General features: G+C 31.0%; 13 protein-coding genes. 10 read left to right on the top strand and 3 right to left on the bottom strand.

What is annotated here, in order from left to right:
• The 9 genes from AC3ITQ_RS02655 (at window position 1) to AC3ITQ_RS02615 (ending at window position 10044) form a co-directional block, all read left to right on the top strand.
• The gene (locus AC3ITQ_RS02655) at window positions 1-1335 is read left to right on the top strand and encodes a sensor histidine kinase (protein WP_489236705.1); all 1335 of its coding nucleotides are present in this window, start codon (window positions 1-3) and stop codon (window positions 1333-1335) included.
• Window positions 1336-1484: 149 nt separating this feature from the next.
• On the top strand, window positions 1485-2714 hold the full coding sequence (locus tag AC3ITQ_RS02650) for a hypothetical protein (RefSeq protein ID WP_489236704.1): 1230 nt from the start codon (window positions 1485-1487) through the stop codon (window positions 2712-2714).
• 14 nt (window positions 2715-2728) lie between these two features.
• Entirely contained in the window at window positions 2729-3520 is a 792-nt protein-coding gene (locus AC3ITQ_RS02645; protein ID WP_489236703.1) for a hypothetical protein, read from the top strand.
• Window positions 3517-4017 (top strand): endonuclease V, encoded by a 501-nt coding sequence (locus AC3ITQ_RS02640; protein WP_489236702.1) that lies wholly within the window; start codon window positions 3517-3519, stop codon window positions 4015-4017. The genes AC3ITQ_RS02645 and AC3ITQ_RS02640 overlap by 4 nt, the downstream gene beginning before the upstream one ends.
• Window positions 4018-4130: 113 nt before the next feature.
• Window positions 4131-4550 (top strand): VOC family protein, encoded by a 420-nt coding sequence (locus tag AC3ITQ_RS02635; protein WP_489236701.1) that lies wholly within the window; start codon window positions 4131-4133, stop codon window positions 4548-4550.
• Window positions 4551-4804: 254 nt separating this feature from the next.
• The gene (locus AC3ITQ_RS02630; protein ID WP_489236700.1) at window positions 4805-6169 is read left to right on the top strand and encodes a glycine-rich domain-containing protein; all 1365 of its coding nucleotides are present in this window, start codon (window positions 4805-4807) and stop codon (window positions 6167-6169) included.
• A gap of 52 nt (window positions 6170-6221) precedes the next feature.
• Window positions 6222-7592: a hypothetical protein gene (locus AC3ITQ_RS02625; protein WP_489236699.1), complete on the top strand. Its 1371-nt coding sequence runs from the start codon at window positions 6222-6224 to the stop codon at window positions 7590-7592.
• 541 nt (window positions 7593-8133) lie between these two features.
• Window positions 8134-8832, top strand: a complete 699-nt coding sequence (locus AC3ITQ_RS02620) for a helix-turn-helix domain-containing protein (protein ID WP_489236698.1) — start codon at window positions 8134-8136, stop codon at window positions 8830-8832.
• Between the two features lie 153 nt (window positions 8833-8985).
• Window positions 8986-10044, top strand: coding sequence for a serine hydrolase domain-containing protein (locus AC3ITQ_RS02615; protein ID WP_489236697.1), 1059 nt, complete (start codon window positions 8986-8988; stop codon window positions 10042-10044).
• A gap of 150 nt (window positions 10045-10194) precedes the next feature.
• Here the strand turns inward: AC3ITQ_RS02615 and lepB are convergent, their stop codons facing one another.
• Window positions 10195-11802, bottom strand: a complete 1608-nt coding sequence (lepB, locus tag AC3ITQ_RS02610; protein ID WP_489236696.1) for a signal peptidase I — start codon at window positions 11800-11802, stop codon at window positions 10195-10197.
• Window positions 11803-12077: 275 nt separating this feature from the next.
• Window positions 12078-12689, bottom strand: coding sequence for a class I SAM-dependent methyltransferase (locus AC3ITQ_RS02605; protein WP_489236695.1), 612 nt, complete (start codon window positions 12687-12689; stop codon window positions 12078-12080).
• Window positions 12690-13039: 350 nt separating this feature from the next.
• Here AC3ITQ_RS02605 and AC3ITQ_RS02600 point away from each other — a divergent pair, with 350 nt between their 5' ends.
• Window positions 13040-14557, top strand: coding sequence for an amidohydrolase family protein (locus tag AC3ITQ_RS02600; RefSeq protein WP_489236694.1), 1518 nt, complete (start codon window positions 13040-13042; stop codon window positions 14555-14557).
• Window positions 14558-14597: 40 nt separating this feature from the next.
• Here the strand turns inward: AC3ITQ_RS02600 and AC3ITQ_RS02595 are convergent, their stop codons facing one another.
• Entirely contained in the window at window positions 14598-15797 is a 1200-nt protein-coding gene (locus tag AC3ITQ_RS02595) for an outer membrane protein assembly factor BamB family protein (RefSeq protein ID WP_489236693.1), read from the bottom strand.
• Window positions 15798-15801 lie beyond the last annotated feature (4 nt).

Here is a 15801-nt window from a genome sequence, read left to right as displayed (position 1 = left end):
ATGTTTAAAACATTTCAAACGTATAAAATGTTGTTTTTGAGATTGATACTGATTGTTGGAATGATCGAAATCTCTATTTATTTTTTTAAAACCGAATTGCTTTTTACCGGTGTGTTCGGGCTCTTTATTGTCTTTTTGCTAGTGCGCGAAATGTATTTTTATGTTCGGAATTTTGTTTTGCTTTACGATAAAACGATTGCTTCGATCCTTCAGAATGATTTTACTTCGGATTTTTCGAATCATAAATTCAATAAAAGCTACAATGATTTATTTCAATTGTATGATGTATTGAAAAATAAACAAAACGAACAGGTTTCAAAAGACATTATTTACCGTTCGATTCTGAATAATATTGAAACCGGAATCATCATTTTACAAAAGCAGGATACAGATTGGGATGTCTTTTTAATGAATGACTATTTTTCGAAACAATTTAATGTTCCAAAGGTTTCAAAATGGAAATATCTGAAAAATCAATTGCCATCGTTATGTGAAATTATTGAAGAAGATGATTTTCAGGAAATAAAAACTTCAGTAGAAATTAGTATCAACGAACAGAACAAACAAACCTTTGTTTTGCAGGCTTCAAGAACAGAGATTTTCGAAAAGGATTATTTTATTGTTTTACTGGATTCAATTCAGAATGTAGTTGAGAAAAAAGAGAAAGATGCGTGGGTAAATCTGATGAAAGTGATTTCGCATGAACTTTTGAATTCGATAACACCAATTCGGTCGATTTGCCAGAATTTACAGGATTTAGTAGAACAGGATTCGTTGTCGGCTGAAGATTTAGAAGATGTGAAAAACAGTGTCGAAACGATGTTGAGACGAAGTGATCATCTACAGAAATTTGTAGAAGGGTATCGTAAATTGGCCATGTTGCCTTCACCAAAAAAAGAAAAAATAGAATTACAGCAGTTGATTGATAATGGTATTCAGGTTATGAATCCGTTATTCAAAGAAAACGGAATTGAAGTTGTAAACGGAATTACTTTTAAACGTTGGATTGAAGTGGATTCGCAGCAGATCGAACAGGTTTTGATTAATCTTCTAACCAATTGTATTCATGCTTTAAAAAATGTTTCTCAAAAGAAGATTTTTATTTCGGCGGAAGCCAAAGAAAATAGAACTTTCATAAGAATAACAGATAATGGAACCGGAATAGAAAAAGAAATTGAAGACAAAATATTTTTACCATTTTTCACTACCAGAAATGAAGGCGCAGGAATTGGTTTGACTTTATCTAAAAATATTATTGAAGCGCATGGGGGTTATATTTCGTATAAAAGTGAAGTAGGAAATACTGTTTTTGAGATTTGTTTGATTGATGAATGATATTTTATAAAGCTTTTTCTAAAACATTTTTTGAAATAAATTTAATTCTATATTAGCAATTACAAAAGTAAGTTAGCATTGCAAGAGTAGAATGATAACTAGTAGTAAAAGAAGAAACTATCTAAATCTGTATCAAACTTAAATACAAAATGAGGACATCAAATATTGAAAACAAAATTTCTAAAGACAGAAATATTCTTATTGTTCTACAAGAAAACGTAGAACTAAACTCGGAACTTCATTATTTGAGCCAAAATTTTTGTGGGGAAGTAGTAAAAAATATATCAGAAATTAAGACTTCTTTAAGTAATAAAAGAATTTATGTTTGTGGAGATATAGATCAGCTTAAAAATGAAAGCCAAGTTTTTTATGCAATTAAAGAGCTTTCTGTGAATTACGAAAATTATATTGAGAAAAATATTAACGTAATAACACTCGGCAAAGTTCCTATTGTTGTTAGTAACGCTGGTATTTATTTTAGAGATATGTTTGATAATGGTGATTATTTTAATATCATCAAATCAGAACATACATTTCAGCATTTAACAGAGTCGAACAAAGATTCCATGGCTTTAAGAACAGGAATTTATTTGACTGAAGTATCAAAAGAAAAAGTCGAAGCTGAGGAAATATTACATTATCGACTTTTAAGATGTTCGAGTAATTTTACCGGACCAACAGATAATTTTCGCGATACAGATCATGTTATAATCAATTCATTAAACGATGCGATTGGATTTACTTTTGAAGAAGAAACAAAATTAAATCATGTTTTGGTTCAGATTTATGAGAATAAAATGAAAACAGAAGTGAATGCAAAAGAGGTAAAATCGAAAATAAAAGCACATTCTGATAAAACTAAAGATATGCCAAAAGATGGTATTATTGCCTTTTGCACCTTTTATGATAAATTTAATTTTGACAAATTATCGCCATCAAAAAATGACAGATATGATTGGTGTTATAAACATACCAGCGGACTAACAAGACTGCAGTTTAAATTGAAAAATACAGTCAATGATCCGGCTTTAGCAAAAGAATTCAGCGTTACATTATATCCAAATTCAGCATTTTTAATTCCGCTTTCTACTAACAGATTATACACACATGAAATTAAACCTTCAGTATTAAATGTAGATCAAATTCCAATTAGAATGGGATATGTTGCACGTTGTTCAAACTTGGAAGCGTTGCACAAAAAAGGTCAGACTTACATTAAGGAAAATGGAGAATTAGTGAAACTGGAGCAAATGACTCTGGAAACTATGACCAATTTGCGAAATTCTTATTATGAAGAAAATAGGAGCGAAAAGAATGTTGAATACGGAAAAATTCATTTCAGTATGAATTTAGGTGATTATGAAAAACCAATCTATTAATCTGAATTTATATAATGAATAACTCTGGCTTTTATAAAATTACGCTTCCTTTAGAGAAAGATTTATTTAAAGAATTATTAGAATCTGCAGATTTTGAAAATGTCGCCAAAGGCAGAATCGGAAATCATTTGGTTAAAGTAGGAGAGAAAGGCATTCCAATTGTGAGAACTACAACAATGTATGAAATACCGGCAAATAATTTTTCTGCTATTCACAATCAAATAATAGAATCTCTAAATATTGAAAATCAGAATGGTAATATTAATTTGCCATTATTAGATTTTGATAATGCTTTGATAGAAGTATACGATTGTAATTATAAGACAATGAAATACCATTCAGATCAATCTATGGACTTAGAAGCTGATTCTTATATTGGACTTTTTACTTGTTATGAAAACCCAAATGAACTAACGGAAAAAAATATTCGAAAACTAAAACTTAAAGACCGAATAACGGATGAAGAATTTGAGATTTCGTTAACGCATAATTCGGTTGTTTTATTTTCTCTGGAAACCAATGCAAAGTTTCTCCATAAGATTATATTAGAATCGGTTCCAAGCATAAAACGATTAGAAAAAGACAATAAATGGTTGGGAATTACCTTCAGAAAATCAAAGACATTTATCCAATTTAAGGATAACGTCCCTTATTTTTCTGGTGGAGAATTATTGACACTGGCCAATGAGGACCAAAAAAGAGATTTTTTTAAATTAAGAGGGCAGGAAAATAGTGTTTTTAACTTTACTTATCCCAAATTATCGTACACACTTAGTGTTGGCGATATTATTTTACCCAAAATATGATATTAGCATTTGACACTTATTACTTCGACGGAAAAGCAAAAACAGTTTGTCTTGAATTTACAGAATGGAACCAAAGTGAAAACTTTAAAATTCATACCGAAATAATCGATAATGTAGCAGAATATATTCCCGGAGAATTTTACAAAAGAGAATTGCCTTGTATTTTGAGTTTATTAAATCAAATTGACTTAAAAAAGGTGGAAGCAATTATTGTGGATGGATTTGTCTATTTAGATGATGAAAAGAAGTACGGTTTAGGTGGTCATTTATATGAAAAACTGAATCAGGAAATTCCAATCATTGGTGTTGCCAAAACTAATTTTGCTTCTATCGAAAAAGACAAACGAAGTCTGTTTAGAGGTGATAGTCAAAAACCGTTATACGTTACGGCAATCGGAATCGAGTTGGGCGATGCTTTTCAGAAGGTAGAAAGCATGGCTGGTGAATTTAGAATGCCAACTTTGCTAAGAGAAATGGATCGATTGACGAAAGAGTAGTGCTTTTTTAAGAAATTCAAATAAAAATCGTGAAAATGATATTGTATTGTAAATGAGTGTTTTGATTGAAATAGTTTCTTAAATTTGTGAAACTACAATCAAAAAAGCTAATTATGGAAGACTCAAAAAAACAATCAGACAACTCAGGTTCTGATAAAACACCAAAGGTGACAGGAATTGGCGGAATTTTCTTTTTTTCAGATAACCCAAAAGACACAAAAGATTGGTATGCTAAAAATTTAGGACTTGATGTAAACGATTGGGGTTCGACTTTTGAGTCCAGAAATATTAATAATCCGGATGAAATAGAAGCACTTCAATGGAGTACTTTCAAAAAAGGAGATGATTATTTTGCCCCGTCTAAAAAAGAGTTTATGATTAATTATAGGGTTCAGAATCTTGAAGGGCTTTTGGAAAAATTGAAACAAAATGGTGTTAGTATTTTAGATGAAGTTGCCGCTTATGACTACGGAAAATTTGTTCATATTATGGATGCCGATGGTAATAAAATTGAGCTTTGGGAACCGATGTAAAAAGAATATAACTTCATATAATGTCAATAAGAAACTCCATTCACCGCGGCGAATGGAGTTTTTGTTTTACACAATTTCAATGGAGCTTTAATTACCTTATATGAAGAGATTTTCTATAAAATAATTTTAAAATTCACTTCGAAAATTAATTTATTCTTGTAATAAAATTAGTCCTATATTAGCCTTAATTATAATTTGCAAACGTCTTTAATTAAGTCATTGAAATCAATTGAAAAAGAAATAGAACAGCCTTAATGAACACAATACTTTGGAATGAGGTTTTAAAATTTGAATTGGATAATCCAAACGATCGATATGGATTTCTAACGAGATTAGCGGTTGAAAATAAATGGACACTTTATTTTGCTAAAATGGCAATTCTTGAATATAAAAAGTTCATGTATCTTGCCGCTGTGACCAATGAAATGGTTTCGCCCTCGCAGACTGTGGATATTGTCTGGCATCAGCATTTAATTTTTACTTCATCTTACGCTGATTTTTGCACACTTTTGTCTAAAAGAATAGAACATATTCCGTCGACGCATAACCCGTCAGATGCCGAAAAATTTCATAAAGCGAAAGAAAGAACAAAAGAATTGTATGAGCATCACTTTGGCAAACAGCCTAAAGAATTTTGGGAGTACAGCAATGAACTCGATTCTTTGAATTTAAATAAAAGCAAGATTGAACTAGAGACACTAAAAAGAGTGTTTTTAGGATTGTTTGCAATTTGTATTTTTCCAATTTATTATATAATCAAACCCATTCTAATACAAATTGGAAATCCTGATTTTCTAATAATGTATATTTTATTGTTTGCAGCGGTAATTGCTTTGTTAATGCGTTTTACAAAAACAGCCTTCGCATCCTTTTATGAACATATACAATCAAACGTCATTTTACGAAATCTGACGCCTTTTGAATTGGTTTTTCTCCAGAATAACAAGCTGGAATTTGTTATTCATGGTGTGGTAAATAATTTAATCAGAAATAAAAAGATCGTAGTTTTAACCAATAATAGATTAGAACTGATTGATTATAGGTTGACGGATGATAAATACGAAAATTGTGTTATAGAGATCATGAAAGAATATGAGCCAATGCCGTATCCTCAATTGTTCAGAATAGTAGCCCGAAATCCAATATACGAGCAGATCGAAAAATCGGTTGGCAGAATCAGGAAAAGCATTTTGGACTCCAAACAATTTATGAAGATTATAAAGATTGTGCTGCTGGTTTTTGGTCTATTTTTAAGTATTGGATTTAGCAGAATGATTTCGGGAATTTCAAGAGATAAGCCTATAACTTTTTTATTATTTACGCTTTTTGCTCTTTTAATTGTAACAAAAATTTACTTTAAGAAAATAGTAGATTATCTGTTTAGCAGTACAATACCATTGGTTTTTACAACTGAAAAATTGAAGTCAGATGCTCAAAAAGACTGGCATTGGAATTATTTTCTATATGGGGAAGTGCTATTGGTCAGTTCTTTTCTTCCTTTAACGGGATATTTAAACAGAAATGCAGATTCTGGCAGTGGATCAAGTTGTGGGAGTTCTTGCGGAAGCTCGTGTAGCAGTTCTTGTGGGAGCTCATGCGGGGGATGTGGCGGAGATTAATTGTATCATCGAGAAAGTGTTAAGGGAAAATTAATATCAACAGTATCAAATTATGAATAGAAGATTACTTGTTTGTTTACTATTTTGTGCATCATTTAGTTTTGCACAAAAAACAACCTTCAAAATTAAATATTCTGAACCGTTGGCTGTTTTTATTTTTTTGCAAAATCTTTCTGAAAATTATCCTGAAAATGTTTTCAAAACTGAATTTCAAAAATCAAAATACAATACGGATTACTATAAAAATATAATTTCAAAATATGATAAATTAACTATTGACTACAGTTATCGTTTTGAAGAGTTTCCATATGGATCAAAAAAAGGTGTTCAAACAGAGGATCTTTTGAAAAAAAATCTAATTGAAACAGAAAATATAGAGGAATTTAAACTTCGTTCGAACGGAATTATTCCGAACAAAATTTTAAGCGATTTAGCGCAATGTATATCTGAGTTTACACCTATTTACAACGAATTAATTTATAACCCGAATAAAGAAAAATTTGAAAAACAACTTGAAGAAATTACAAAATATTCTAACGAGCACCATATAGAAAACTATTTCGAAATGGGGTTGTTGTTTTATAATTCAAATTGGGATAATGCAATTCCTTTCAACATCGCTTTTTATCCATTGCCTAATTCTAAAGGTTTTACAGCGCAAGCATTTTGCAATAATTTTATAAGTGCCATTCAAACCGATTTAAAATCGTATAAAGTTTTGTTTAGTGTTATGCTGCATGAGACCTTTCATATCATTTACGATGAGGAATCACTTGAAGTAAAAACACAAATTGATACCTATTTCAGGGAAAGCAAATCAAAATATAGTAATTATGCCTATCAAATTATGAATGAAGCCTTGGCCACAGCACTTGGAAATGGCTATGTTTATGAGCAATTAGATGGGAAAATTGATACACAGGATTGGTATAACAAAAAATATATTAATGGGATCGCAAAGCAAATTTATCCGCTGGTTACGGAGTATATTAGTCAGAAGAGATCAATTGATAAAAATTTCATTGATAATTACATCAGGATTTATGAAACGAATTTTCCGAATTGGATAAATGAACTAGATAATATAATGACGTATCGATATGTGATCTCTGAAAATGAAAAAGATTTTGCCGCAATAAATCAAATGTTTCGTTATCGCTCCAGAACAGAATATGAAGATCAAATCACGGAAAGCAGTATTGAAAAAATGCAGAAGACACCATTGACTAAAGTGATTATCATTTCAAAAAATAATGCTGAAAAACTGAAGCTGGTAAAAAGTAAATTTGCGGCATTAAAAAATTGGCACTTTAAAGCGGATAAAGAGTTTACAGAGAAAATATTTTTAGAAGATAAAAGTCAATTGATAATTGTGAACCAAAAGAACTCTACACTTGAAGCATTATTCAAGCTGATAAAGTAGAGAAGGTTTACCAACTGAAATCGTAATTTATTTGTAGTAAAAATATTTCCTATATTCGCCGGAAGACTTTCCTGAAAACAACACTGAAAAAATAAAATGCTTAATGGATAAGATTAATTTATTGGTTACAATTTCTATAATAATAATTTTCATCGCATTATTTTTATCCTTGTTTTTACTGACCGTCAAAACATCACATAAGTTAAGTAATCGTCTTTTTGGTTTTTTTCTGGTTTTGACTGCAATTGATATCAGCGCAAATCTTGGCGATTTATTATCGATTTCATTAAATGGGAGAATTTTTATAAGTTCCTTTTTTTTCCTGCAGCTACCCACTTTTTATTTATATGTATTATCTGTCTGCTATTCTGATTTTAAATTAAAGCCAAAGCATTTAATTCATGGTGTTATTTTTTTAATTGCCAACTTAATATTGATACCCCGCTTTTACGCAGTCGACACGGATTCTAAAATCAGTTTTCTTTCAAAAATAGGCAGTAGGCCAGAAGTACAGTTCAATCATGTTTTGATGCATATTCAAATGTTATTTTATATTGTAGCCGCTTTTATGATCTTGAGAAAAGCGAGAAAAATATATCTTGAAAATTATGCAGGAGCAAGCATTGAATCCCTTAATTGGTTGTTTCAGTTTACTGTGGCTCTTTCCGCTTTTTATTTTATTGCGCTAGTAAAAAACATCTTTAAATTTACCGAATATCCTAACATTTCAGCAGGATTGAAAATTGGATTGGTCTTATTTGAACTGATCATTATTTTTTGGTATTTGTATAAAGCACTAAATAATCCTGGTCTTTTTAGAACTATTGATTCAAAATTAAAACTGGTACAAGATATAATTTCCGAAGAAAAAAATAGTGCGCAATTCGCTAATGAAAAAGAGCATCATAATGAAGAGTTGTTGAAATTGCGACAATATATGATGAAAGAAAAACCATTTCTTAGTTCTTCTTTAACCATTCAGGATATTTCTGCCACTATTGAAATTCCTGTGCGAGACTTGTCTCTTTTAATTAATCATACCTTAGAACAGCATTTTTACGATTTTGTTAATGCTTATCGTATAGAAAGTGCGATGGATATTTTAAAAGATAGTACAAAAAGTAAGCTGACTATTTTAGAAATTTTATACGAAGTAGGTTTTAATTCAAAATCTTCTTTTAATACTGCTTTCAAAAAACACACTGGTTATACGCCAACAGCTTATCGCAAAAGTCTGTAATACAATCTTTTGTAATTACTCGTACTTATGTTTTAAACTACTCGTACTTATTTATAAAAACAAATGCGTTCGAGTATTTTTATTCGGTCGCGTAGCGATAATTTCTCCCACATCTTTGTATCGAAATAAATCATTAACCTAAACCTCGATACAATGAAAACTTCATTAAAATTTTTAGCAGCCTTATTAATAACAAGTACATTTTCTTTTGGACAAGACTTTACCAGAAAAATTGATTCCATAATAAAGGATAGTTATCAAAAAAATCCTGGTGTAGGGATTAGTGTCGGTTTTGTCCAAAATGATAAAGAGTACTTTACAGCTTATGGTAATTTAAGTAAAGACAGTCAAATTAAAATTGATAAAAATTCCCTATTCGAAATTGCATCTATCACAAAAATTTTGACGTCAAATTTAATGGCGCAGGCAGTTCTCGAGAACAAAATAAAAGCAGATGATTATATAGATAATTTTCTTCCGAAAGATTATGTGTTACAGGAAAACCTTAAAAACAAAATAAAAATTTCAGACCTGGCATCGCATCAATCTGGTTTGCCTGACATCGATTTTGGAAAGTTAATCGAACTAAATCCACAGCAACCCATAAGTAGTGTAACTGAAAAAACATTGACCGATCTGGTTAATAATTGCAGTGAATTGAAAGACTATGGTAAATATCGTTATTCTACAATTGGATATACTTTGTTAGGACAAATATTAGAAACAGTGTATGGCAAAAGTTATGAGGAAATTATTAGAAATAAGATTACGAAGCCTTTAAAGATGACAAACACATTGACTAAGAATTTTAATGTAAAAAACAGAACAACAGGTCATAATTCAGAAGGTGGTGCTCAGGAATTCTTAACCTGGAATGTTACAGCTCCGGGAGGGTTAGTAAAATCTAATGCAATGGATATGATTACCTATTTAAAAGCGGTTTTAAATAAAGAAACAGAAATAGGTAAAGCAGCTATTATTACAGAAAAAATATTCTACAAGGCAGATAATAGAGAATTGGGATTGGGAGTAAATATAATGACAGATGAAAAAAATACCATTTATCAAAAATCTGGTGATTCTATGGGACAATCTTCTATAATATGTTACAATAGGGCTAAAAATTGGGGTATTATAATATTGCTGGATCAAAGAAATTCAAAAATGAGACAAAACCTGTTGAATGAGATTTATGATACTGTTTTGAAATAAATAAACTGACAGTAAACTCCATTAGAAATAATGGAGTTTTTTTATGAATTAATTTGATACTATATTGAAACGGGAATGACCTAAATAATACCTGAAAAACATAAAAAAACTCCTTAATTTTTTAAGGAGTTTTAATACTATTGATAGTGATTATTCTTTTGCCTTTTTCGCTATTATTCTTTTACCAACAATGTAGCAAACCAGTAATATTATAAAATGAATCAAATAAGACTTAGGTTCGCTATTCCCGTTTACGACAGAGAAAATACGATTCCATCTTACTTTTTTAATTCCCTTTGCATCCTTGTCCCAACTGAACCATATAAATACCGGTTTCCCTATTACGTGATCAAAAGGAACATATCCCCAAAAACGCGCGTCTAGAGAGTTTTGACGATTGTCTCCCATCATCCAGTAATAATCTTGTTTGAATGTATAGCTTGTACTTACTTTTCCATTAATTACAATCTGTTGGTTCTTTACTTCTAAAGAGTTCTTTTCATATTCCTGTATAATTCGTTTATAAAAAGGAAGTGTTTTTATATCTAATTGAATAGTAGCTCCTTTTTTAGGAATATATATTGGGCCAAAGTTATCTATATTCCATCCTAAAGATGAAATATGTGGAAAGGTACCTTCATCTTTTCCTTTGGGAGATAAATATTTCTTAACACTTTTTACTACTGGATTCCTACCTATGGCAGCTGCTTCTTTGTCCGTCAATGTCAAAAAATATTCTCCATTTCTTGTTAAGGCAAAATCTCCGTTTGGATATTTCATGCCTTCTTTGGCATTATAAAAATTCACAAGGATTTCCTGATTTATTTCCTGTCCTTTGGTGTCTACAAAAAAGTTAAACTGAGGTTTTGCACTCTCTGGCAACGTACTTATTTTTCCGTTAATGTAGATGTCTCCATCCCTAATTTCAAGAGAATCTCCCGGTATACCGACACATCTCTTTACCAAATTTGTTTTTTTATCAATTGGCTTGTAATAGTTTCTGTCCGGATGAAAATTATCCATATTGCGCAGCGTGTCTGCGGGTTGATTAAATACGACAATTTCGTTACGTTCAATTTTTTCTATAGAAGGAAATCTAAAATAGGGCAGTTGCAACTTGTTTAATAGTGATGTTTCTTTTTTTGTAACATCATCGTTAAATAAATATGATTTTGTTCCTAATAAAGGAATAGAATCATGAACCATTGGCAAAGCAACTGTAGTCATAGGAGTTCTTGCCCCAAAGTTAATTTTGCTCACAAATAAAAAATCTCCCGTTAATAAGGTTTTTTCTAAAGATGAAGACGGAATCGTAAAAGGCTGTATGATATAAGTATGAACTAATGTGGCGACAATAACAGCAAATAGGAGAGAGCTTATAGTGTCACTTGCTTTTGTGGGAGAAGTCAGATCTCTGTTCTCAATATAGGTTAGTTTTTCACCGCTATAATTTAAATAAGTAATGTAAAAGCCGAATGTTAGTAAAACCAATATAGTGTCAAATCGGGAGTTTTTTCCAAAACTTCTGATTGTTTCTACCCAAATTACGGGAATCATTATCAGATTAATTATCGGAATAAAAAGTAAAATTACCCACCAACGAGGGCGATTTATAATTTTCATCAGGATTAATAAATTATAAATCGGTATAAATGATTCTACCGGTTTTCTTCCCGCTTTTAAATAAAGTTTCCAGGTAGATAAACCATGAACAAGAAGCATGATTAAAATAAAAACAAGCCATTCTGATAAATTCATATTTTAGATTTTAGTAAGTTACTTTTAGAAATTGAAATGTTATTGAGAAAAACGGTGTGTGAATTTATATTCTTCTGTATAGGTAGCTTTTTTATTTATATGTTACAGAATGTTTTGAGAGTTGTAGTTTTTTGCTAATTAATTTTTTGTTTTTTGTTAAATAATTACTGATTGGCTTTCTAAAAAGAAAAAGCCTCCAAAATCATTTAATTCTGGAGGCTTACAATTTTATATTTTAATTAAAAATCATATTCATGATTTTTAGAATCACTAGTTTAATGTCTTTTAAAAATTCCAAACGTGAAATTTTGAAGGGTCTCAAAAGGTGTTTTGTGATCAACGTTAAATGAGTTTATCATTTCAAAGTCACTTTGAAATTGCTCTTTTAAAGAATTTTCAGAATACTGTTTAATTTCAATACCGCTACATTTTGTGGGCCCTGTCTCAGAGAAAGTGCCTATTGCTATAATTCCGTTTTGATTTAACCCTTCTTTTACAACTTGCAGATATTTTTCGATGTCTTTTTCTTCAGTTAGAAAATGAAATGCAGCTCTATCGTGCCAAAAATCATATTTGGTAAGAGGTTTAAAGTTGGTAATATCGCTTACTATCCAATTTACTTTTGACGCTTTATCTCCTAAACGTTTCTTTGCTCTTGTAATGGCTTCTTCTGAAATATCTAAAACAGAGATATTAGAAAAACCCAATTTTAATAAATGATCAACAAGAAAACTATCACCTCCGCCAACATCAATAATATTTGAATTCGGAGCTATATTGTATTGTTTTAATAAGTCTAAAGAAGTTTGTGGAACGGGCTGATACCAGCTAACTTCTGTCAGTTCTTTTGTTTGGTAGATGTTTTCCCAATGTTTCTTCTTATCCATTTTTGTAATGTTTTTTAAATTCTTATTCCTACGGTTAATGACTAAGAAATAATTCTTCAGTAAAATAAGGAAATATTAAAATGATTTTGTGTAATAAAAGACACAAAAGAATTGCTCACTTTTTTTAAGCGTTTTTCAATTCTAGCTATTTGCTTTGTAGTAATTAGTCGAATTATGAATTTATTTTTGGCTTAAAATAGATCTCTTGTTTTTACAAATTATAAAAAGCATTCTCGATCCATATAATTTTCATACCTAAAACCGCACATTTTATACCTAATCCCAATTATAGTAGTGCCTCAGCGGCTTTTTGAATTTATTTTTGTTTTCAAATCTAAATTAAAAAATTCATGAAAAAACTGTGGTTTAAGAGATTGCTCTATGCTTTTGTGGTAGTGTTGCTTATTGTTATTGGTGTCTTTATTTGGGCAGATAATGAATTAAATAGTGTCTTGGGGAAATCTACAGAGGTTGTAGATGTTTCGTCAGTAATTAAAAAATTCAAAACAATTCAGATTAAAAATGTCAACATCCTTTCAGAAGACTGTAGCAGTTTTATAAAAAATCAAGATGTAACGCTTAAAGATGGCGTGATAATTCAAATTGGCAAAAGTCAGCTTCAGGACAGCAACACTGAAATTATTGACGGAACAAACAAATTCCTCATTCCGGGTCTTATCGACAGTCATGTTCATTTAAAAGAAAGTAAAAATGATTTGCTTTTATATTTAGTAAATGGCGTTACCTACGTTAGAGAAATGGCCGGAAGTCCTTTGATTTTAGATTGGAGAAAAGCAATACAAAAAAAGAGTATTGGACCACGAATGTTTATTACATCTCCGCCAATATTTAGTGAGAGCGGAGTGGCGGGTTATTACTACAGCTGGACAATGCATTCCATTAATTATTCGAATAAAGATGATGCCGAAAAAGCAATAAAAGCAATAAGCGAACAGGGCTATGATGCTATTAAAATGTATGGCTTTGTAAACCGCGAAATGTTTAAAACGACAATTCAAACTGCGAAAAAATATCATATTCCGGTTATTGGCCATATACCGTTGGTCGATTTAGAAACTTTTTATAAATCAGGACAAGTTGAGGTGGCACACATTGAGGAATTAACGATAAAAACGATTGATGATTTTGGAAAATCGATAGCTAAAAATCCGGAAGAATATCTCCGGTTTTTAAAATTGCGCTCAGTCGATATTGCAAAAAAAATGAAAGAGAATAACATTAGTGTTACTTCAACAGTTTGGTTGTGCGAAAGTTTTGCGGATCAACGATTTGACTTAAAGTCTAAATTGGCAGCAATAGAATTAAAATATGTCAACCCAAAAATAATTGAAGGAACTCCGCTTTATAAATTAGGTTGGCTTCCCGGTAAAAGCGGTTATGAATATGATGGGGAAGATAACCCTGAAGCAAGAAAATTATCTTTAACTTTTTGGAAGATTTATACCGAAGCTATTCATATTATGACAAAAGCATTAGTGGATAATAAAGTTACCATTATGGCCGGAACAGATGCGAACGTAGCGACTGTTGTTCCCGGATTTTCACTTCATGCTGAATTAGAATCTTTATCTAAATCCGGAATGACAAATACACAAGCAATTTACTCAGCCACTGTTGCACCAGGTAATTGGATGAAAAAGAAAACAGGGAAAATAAAAATAGGGTATAAGTCAGATTTAGTGCTTTTGACAAAAAATCCGTTAGAAGATATTAAAAACACAAAGGCTATCGAATATGTATTTTTTGATAAATACAGGATGGATAAAACTCAAATTAAAACTATTTTAAAAGCCATCGAAAAGGCCAATAATGAAAACAGAAGCATAAAAATAGACGAATACTTATAATTGAAAAGAAGCTGCCTCATGATTGAGACAGCTTCTTTTTTTATGGTCGAATTATTTTTAGATAAGCACTATAAGCGTTATCCTTAATAGAAGTTCGCAGATAAACTTCGTTTTCGTCTTTTGTTTTTAAGTCAAATTGAATTAAAGCAGCATCTGAATAATAAAACAAGGACTCATCAACCGGGAATTCAAAATTTGAAATAGGCTGAGTTGTTAATTTTGTTTCTGCTGCTATTTCACCATTTGTTATATCTAATTGAAAAAGTTTTGCTTTACGGGTATATCCCCAAATATTATCACTTTCCTCAATGATGTATTCGATAGTGTCCTCTTTAAAGTCAGTTTTCCATAACTGAGTTCCAGTTTTTGAGTCAACCGCGTATATTGAAGAAGCTGCCGGGCCTTGTGCGGCAAGGTATATTTTTTTGTCCTTGCAAAGTATGCGCTCCTTAACATTATGTTGATTTTCATCTAATTTAAATTGCCATAAAATATCTGGTGTATTCGGGCTTAAGGCAAAAAGCACATTTTTTTCATTGGCAATAAATACATTTTCACCATCTGTTACCGGTTTTCCATGCATAGTTTCGCCAAAGTCTTTTTGATAAATCAATTTTCCTGTATTGGCTTCGAAACTATATAAAAAGTTCCCGCTTTGGGTAAAAACTTTGTTGTCGAAAAACAGAACCGGAATATCATTATTTGGCGAATCGAGCTTATACTTCCATAGCAAACTTCCGTCTTTTATGTTAAGAGCATAAATATTTCCATTTTGACTCGTAATAAAAAGTTTTCCATCATTTATAACAGGAAGCTGATCTTTTAGTACAGTTTGATCTGTACTGTTACCAATTCTTGATTTCCAAAAAACAGCACCCGTTTGGTTATCAATGGCAAATATTTCACCATTAATAAACGGAACGTACAGAACGCCATCAATTAGTGTTACTTTATTGGCACACATTTCAGTATAAGCATCAGTCGCTTTTACAGTCCACGCAATGGTTTCCGATTCTAAATCAAATGTAAAAAGGGTACCATCATAATCATAAATCAGGATTAAAGCTTCATCTAACGGAACTTTCTTAACCGGACTTATGGCTTTATTATGGAGCACATCACTGATAGCCGGAATTGTATTAATCACAGTGCTAGTTTCGACAGGCGTTGGTGGGGTTGGCGTTTGCCCGAAGATATTTATAACCGTGAATAGTAATAAAAGAGATAGTAGGTTTTTCATTTTT

It is taken from the genome of Flavobacterium sp. KH_001 (genome assembly GCF_057840745.1).
Note: the sequence above shows the minus strand (reverse complement) of the source record. Positions and strands in the feature narration are given on the sequence as shown.

What these genes read in the sequence shown, in the direction of transcription:
- AC3ITQ_RS02655 (WP_489236705.1), top strand. Translation starts at nt 1, where the DNA reads ATGTTTAAAACATTTCAAACGTATAAAATGTTGTTTTTGAGATTGATA.
- AC3ITQ_RS02650 (WP_489236704.1), top strand. Translation starts at nt 1,485, where the DNA reads ATGAGGACATCAAATATTGAAAACAAAATTTCTAAAGACAGAAATATT.
- AC3ITQ_RS02645 (WP_489236703.1), top strand. Translation starts at nt 2,729, where the DNA reads ATGAATAACTCTGGCTTTTATAAAATTACGCTTCCTTTAGAGAAAGAT.
- AC3ITQ_RS02640 (WP_489236702.1), top strand. Translation starts at nt 3,517, where the DNA reads ATGATATTAGCATTTGACACTTATTACTTCGACGGAAAAGCAAAAACA.
- AC3ITQ_RS02635 (WP_489236701.1), top strand. Translation starts at nt 4,131, where the DNA reads ATGGAAGACTCAAAAAAACAATCAGACAACTCAGGTTCTGATAAAACA.
- AC3ITQ_RS02630 (WP_489236700.1), top strand. Translation starts at nt 4,805, where the DNA reads ATGAACACAATACTTTGGAATGAGGTTTTAAAATTTGAATTGGATAAT.
- AC3ITQ_RS02625 (WP_489236699.1), top strand. Translation starts at nt 6,222, where the DNA reads ATGAATAGAAGATTACTTGTTTGTTTACTATTTTGTGCATCATTTAGT.
- AC3ITQ_RS02620 (WP_489236698.1), top strand. Translation starts at nt 8,134, where the DNA reads ATGTTATTTTATATTGTAGCCGCTTTTATGATCTTGAGAAAAGCGAGA.
- AC3ITQ_RS02615 (WP_489236697.1), top strand. Translation starts at nt 8,986, where the DNA reads ATGAAAACTTCATTAAAATTTTTAGCAGCCTTATTAATAACAAGTACA.
- lepB (WP_489236696.1), bottom strand. Translation starts at nt 11,802, where the DNA reads ATGAATTTATCAGAATGGCTTGTTTTTATTTTAATCATGCTTCTTGTT.
- AC3ITQ_RS02605 (WP_489236695.1), bottom strand. Translation starts at nt 12,689, where the DNA reads ATGGATAAGAAGAAACATTGGGAAAACATCTACCAAACAAAAGAACTG.
- AC3ITQ_RS02600 (WP_489236694.1), top strand. Translation starts at nt 13,040, where the DNA reads ATGAAAAAACTGTGGTTTAAGAGATTGCTCTATGCTTTTGTGGTAGTG.
- AC3ITQ_RS02595 (WP_489236693.1), bottom strand. Translation starts at nt 15,797, where the DNA reads ATGAAAAACCTACTATCTCTTTTATTACTATTCACGGTTATAAATATC.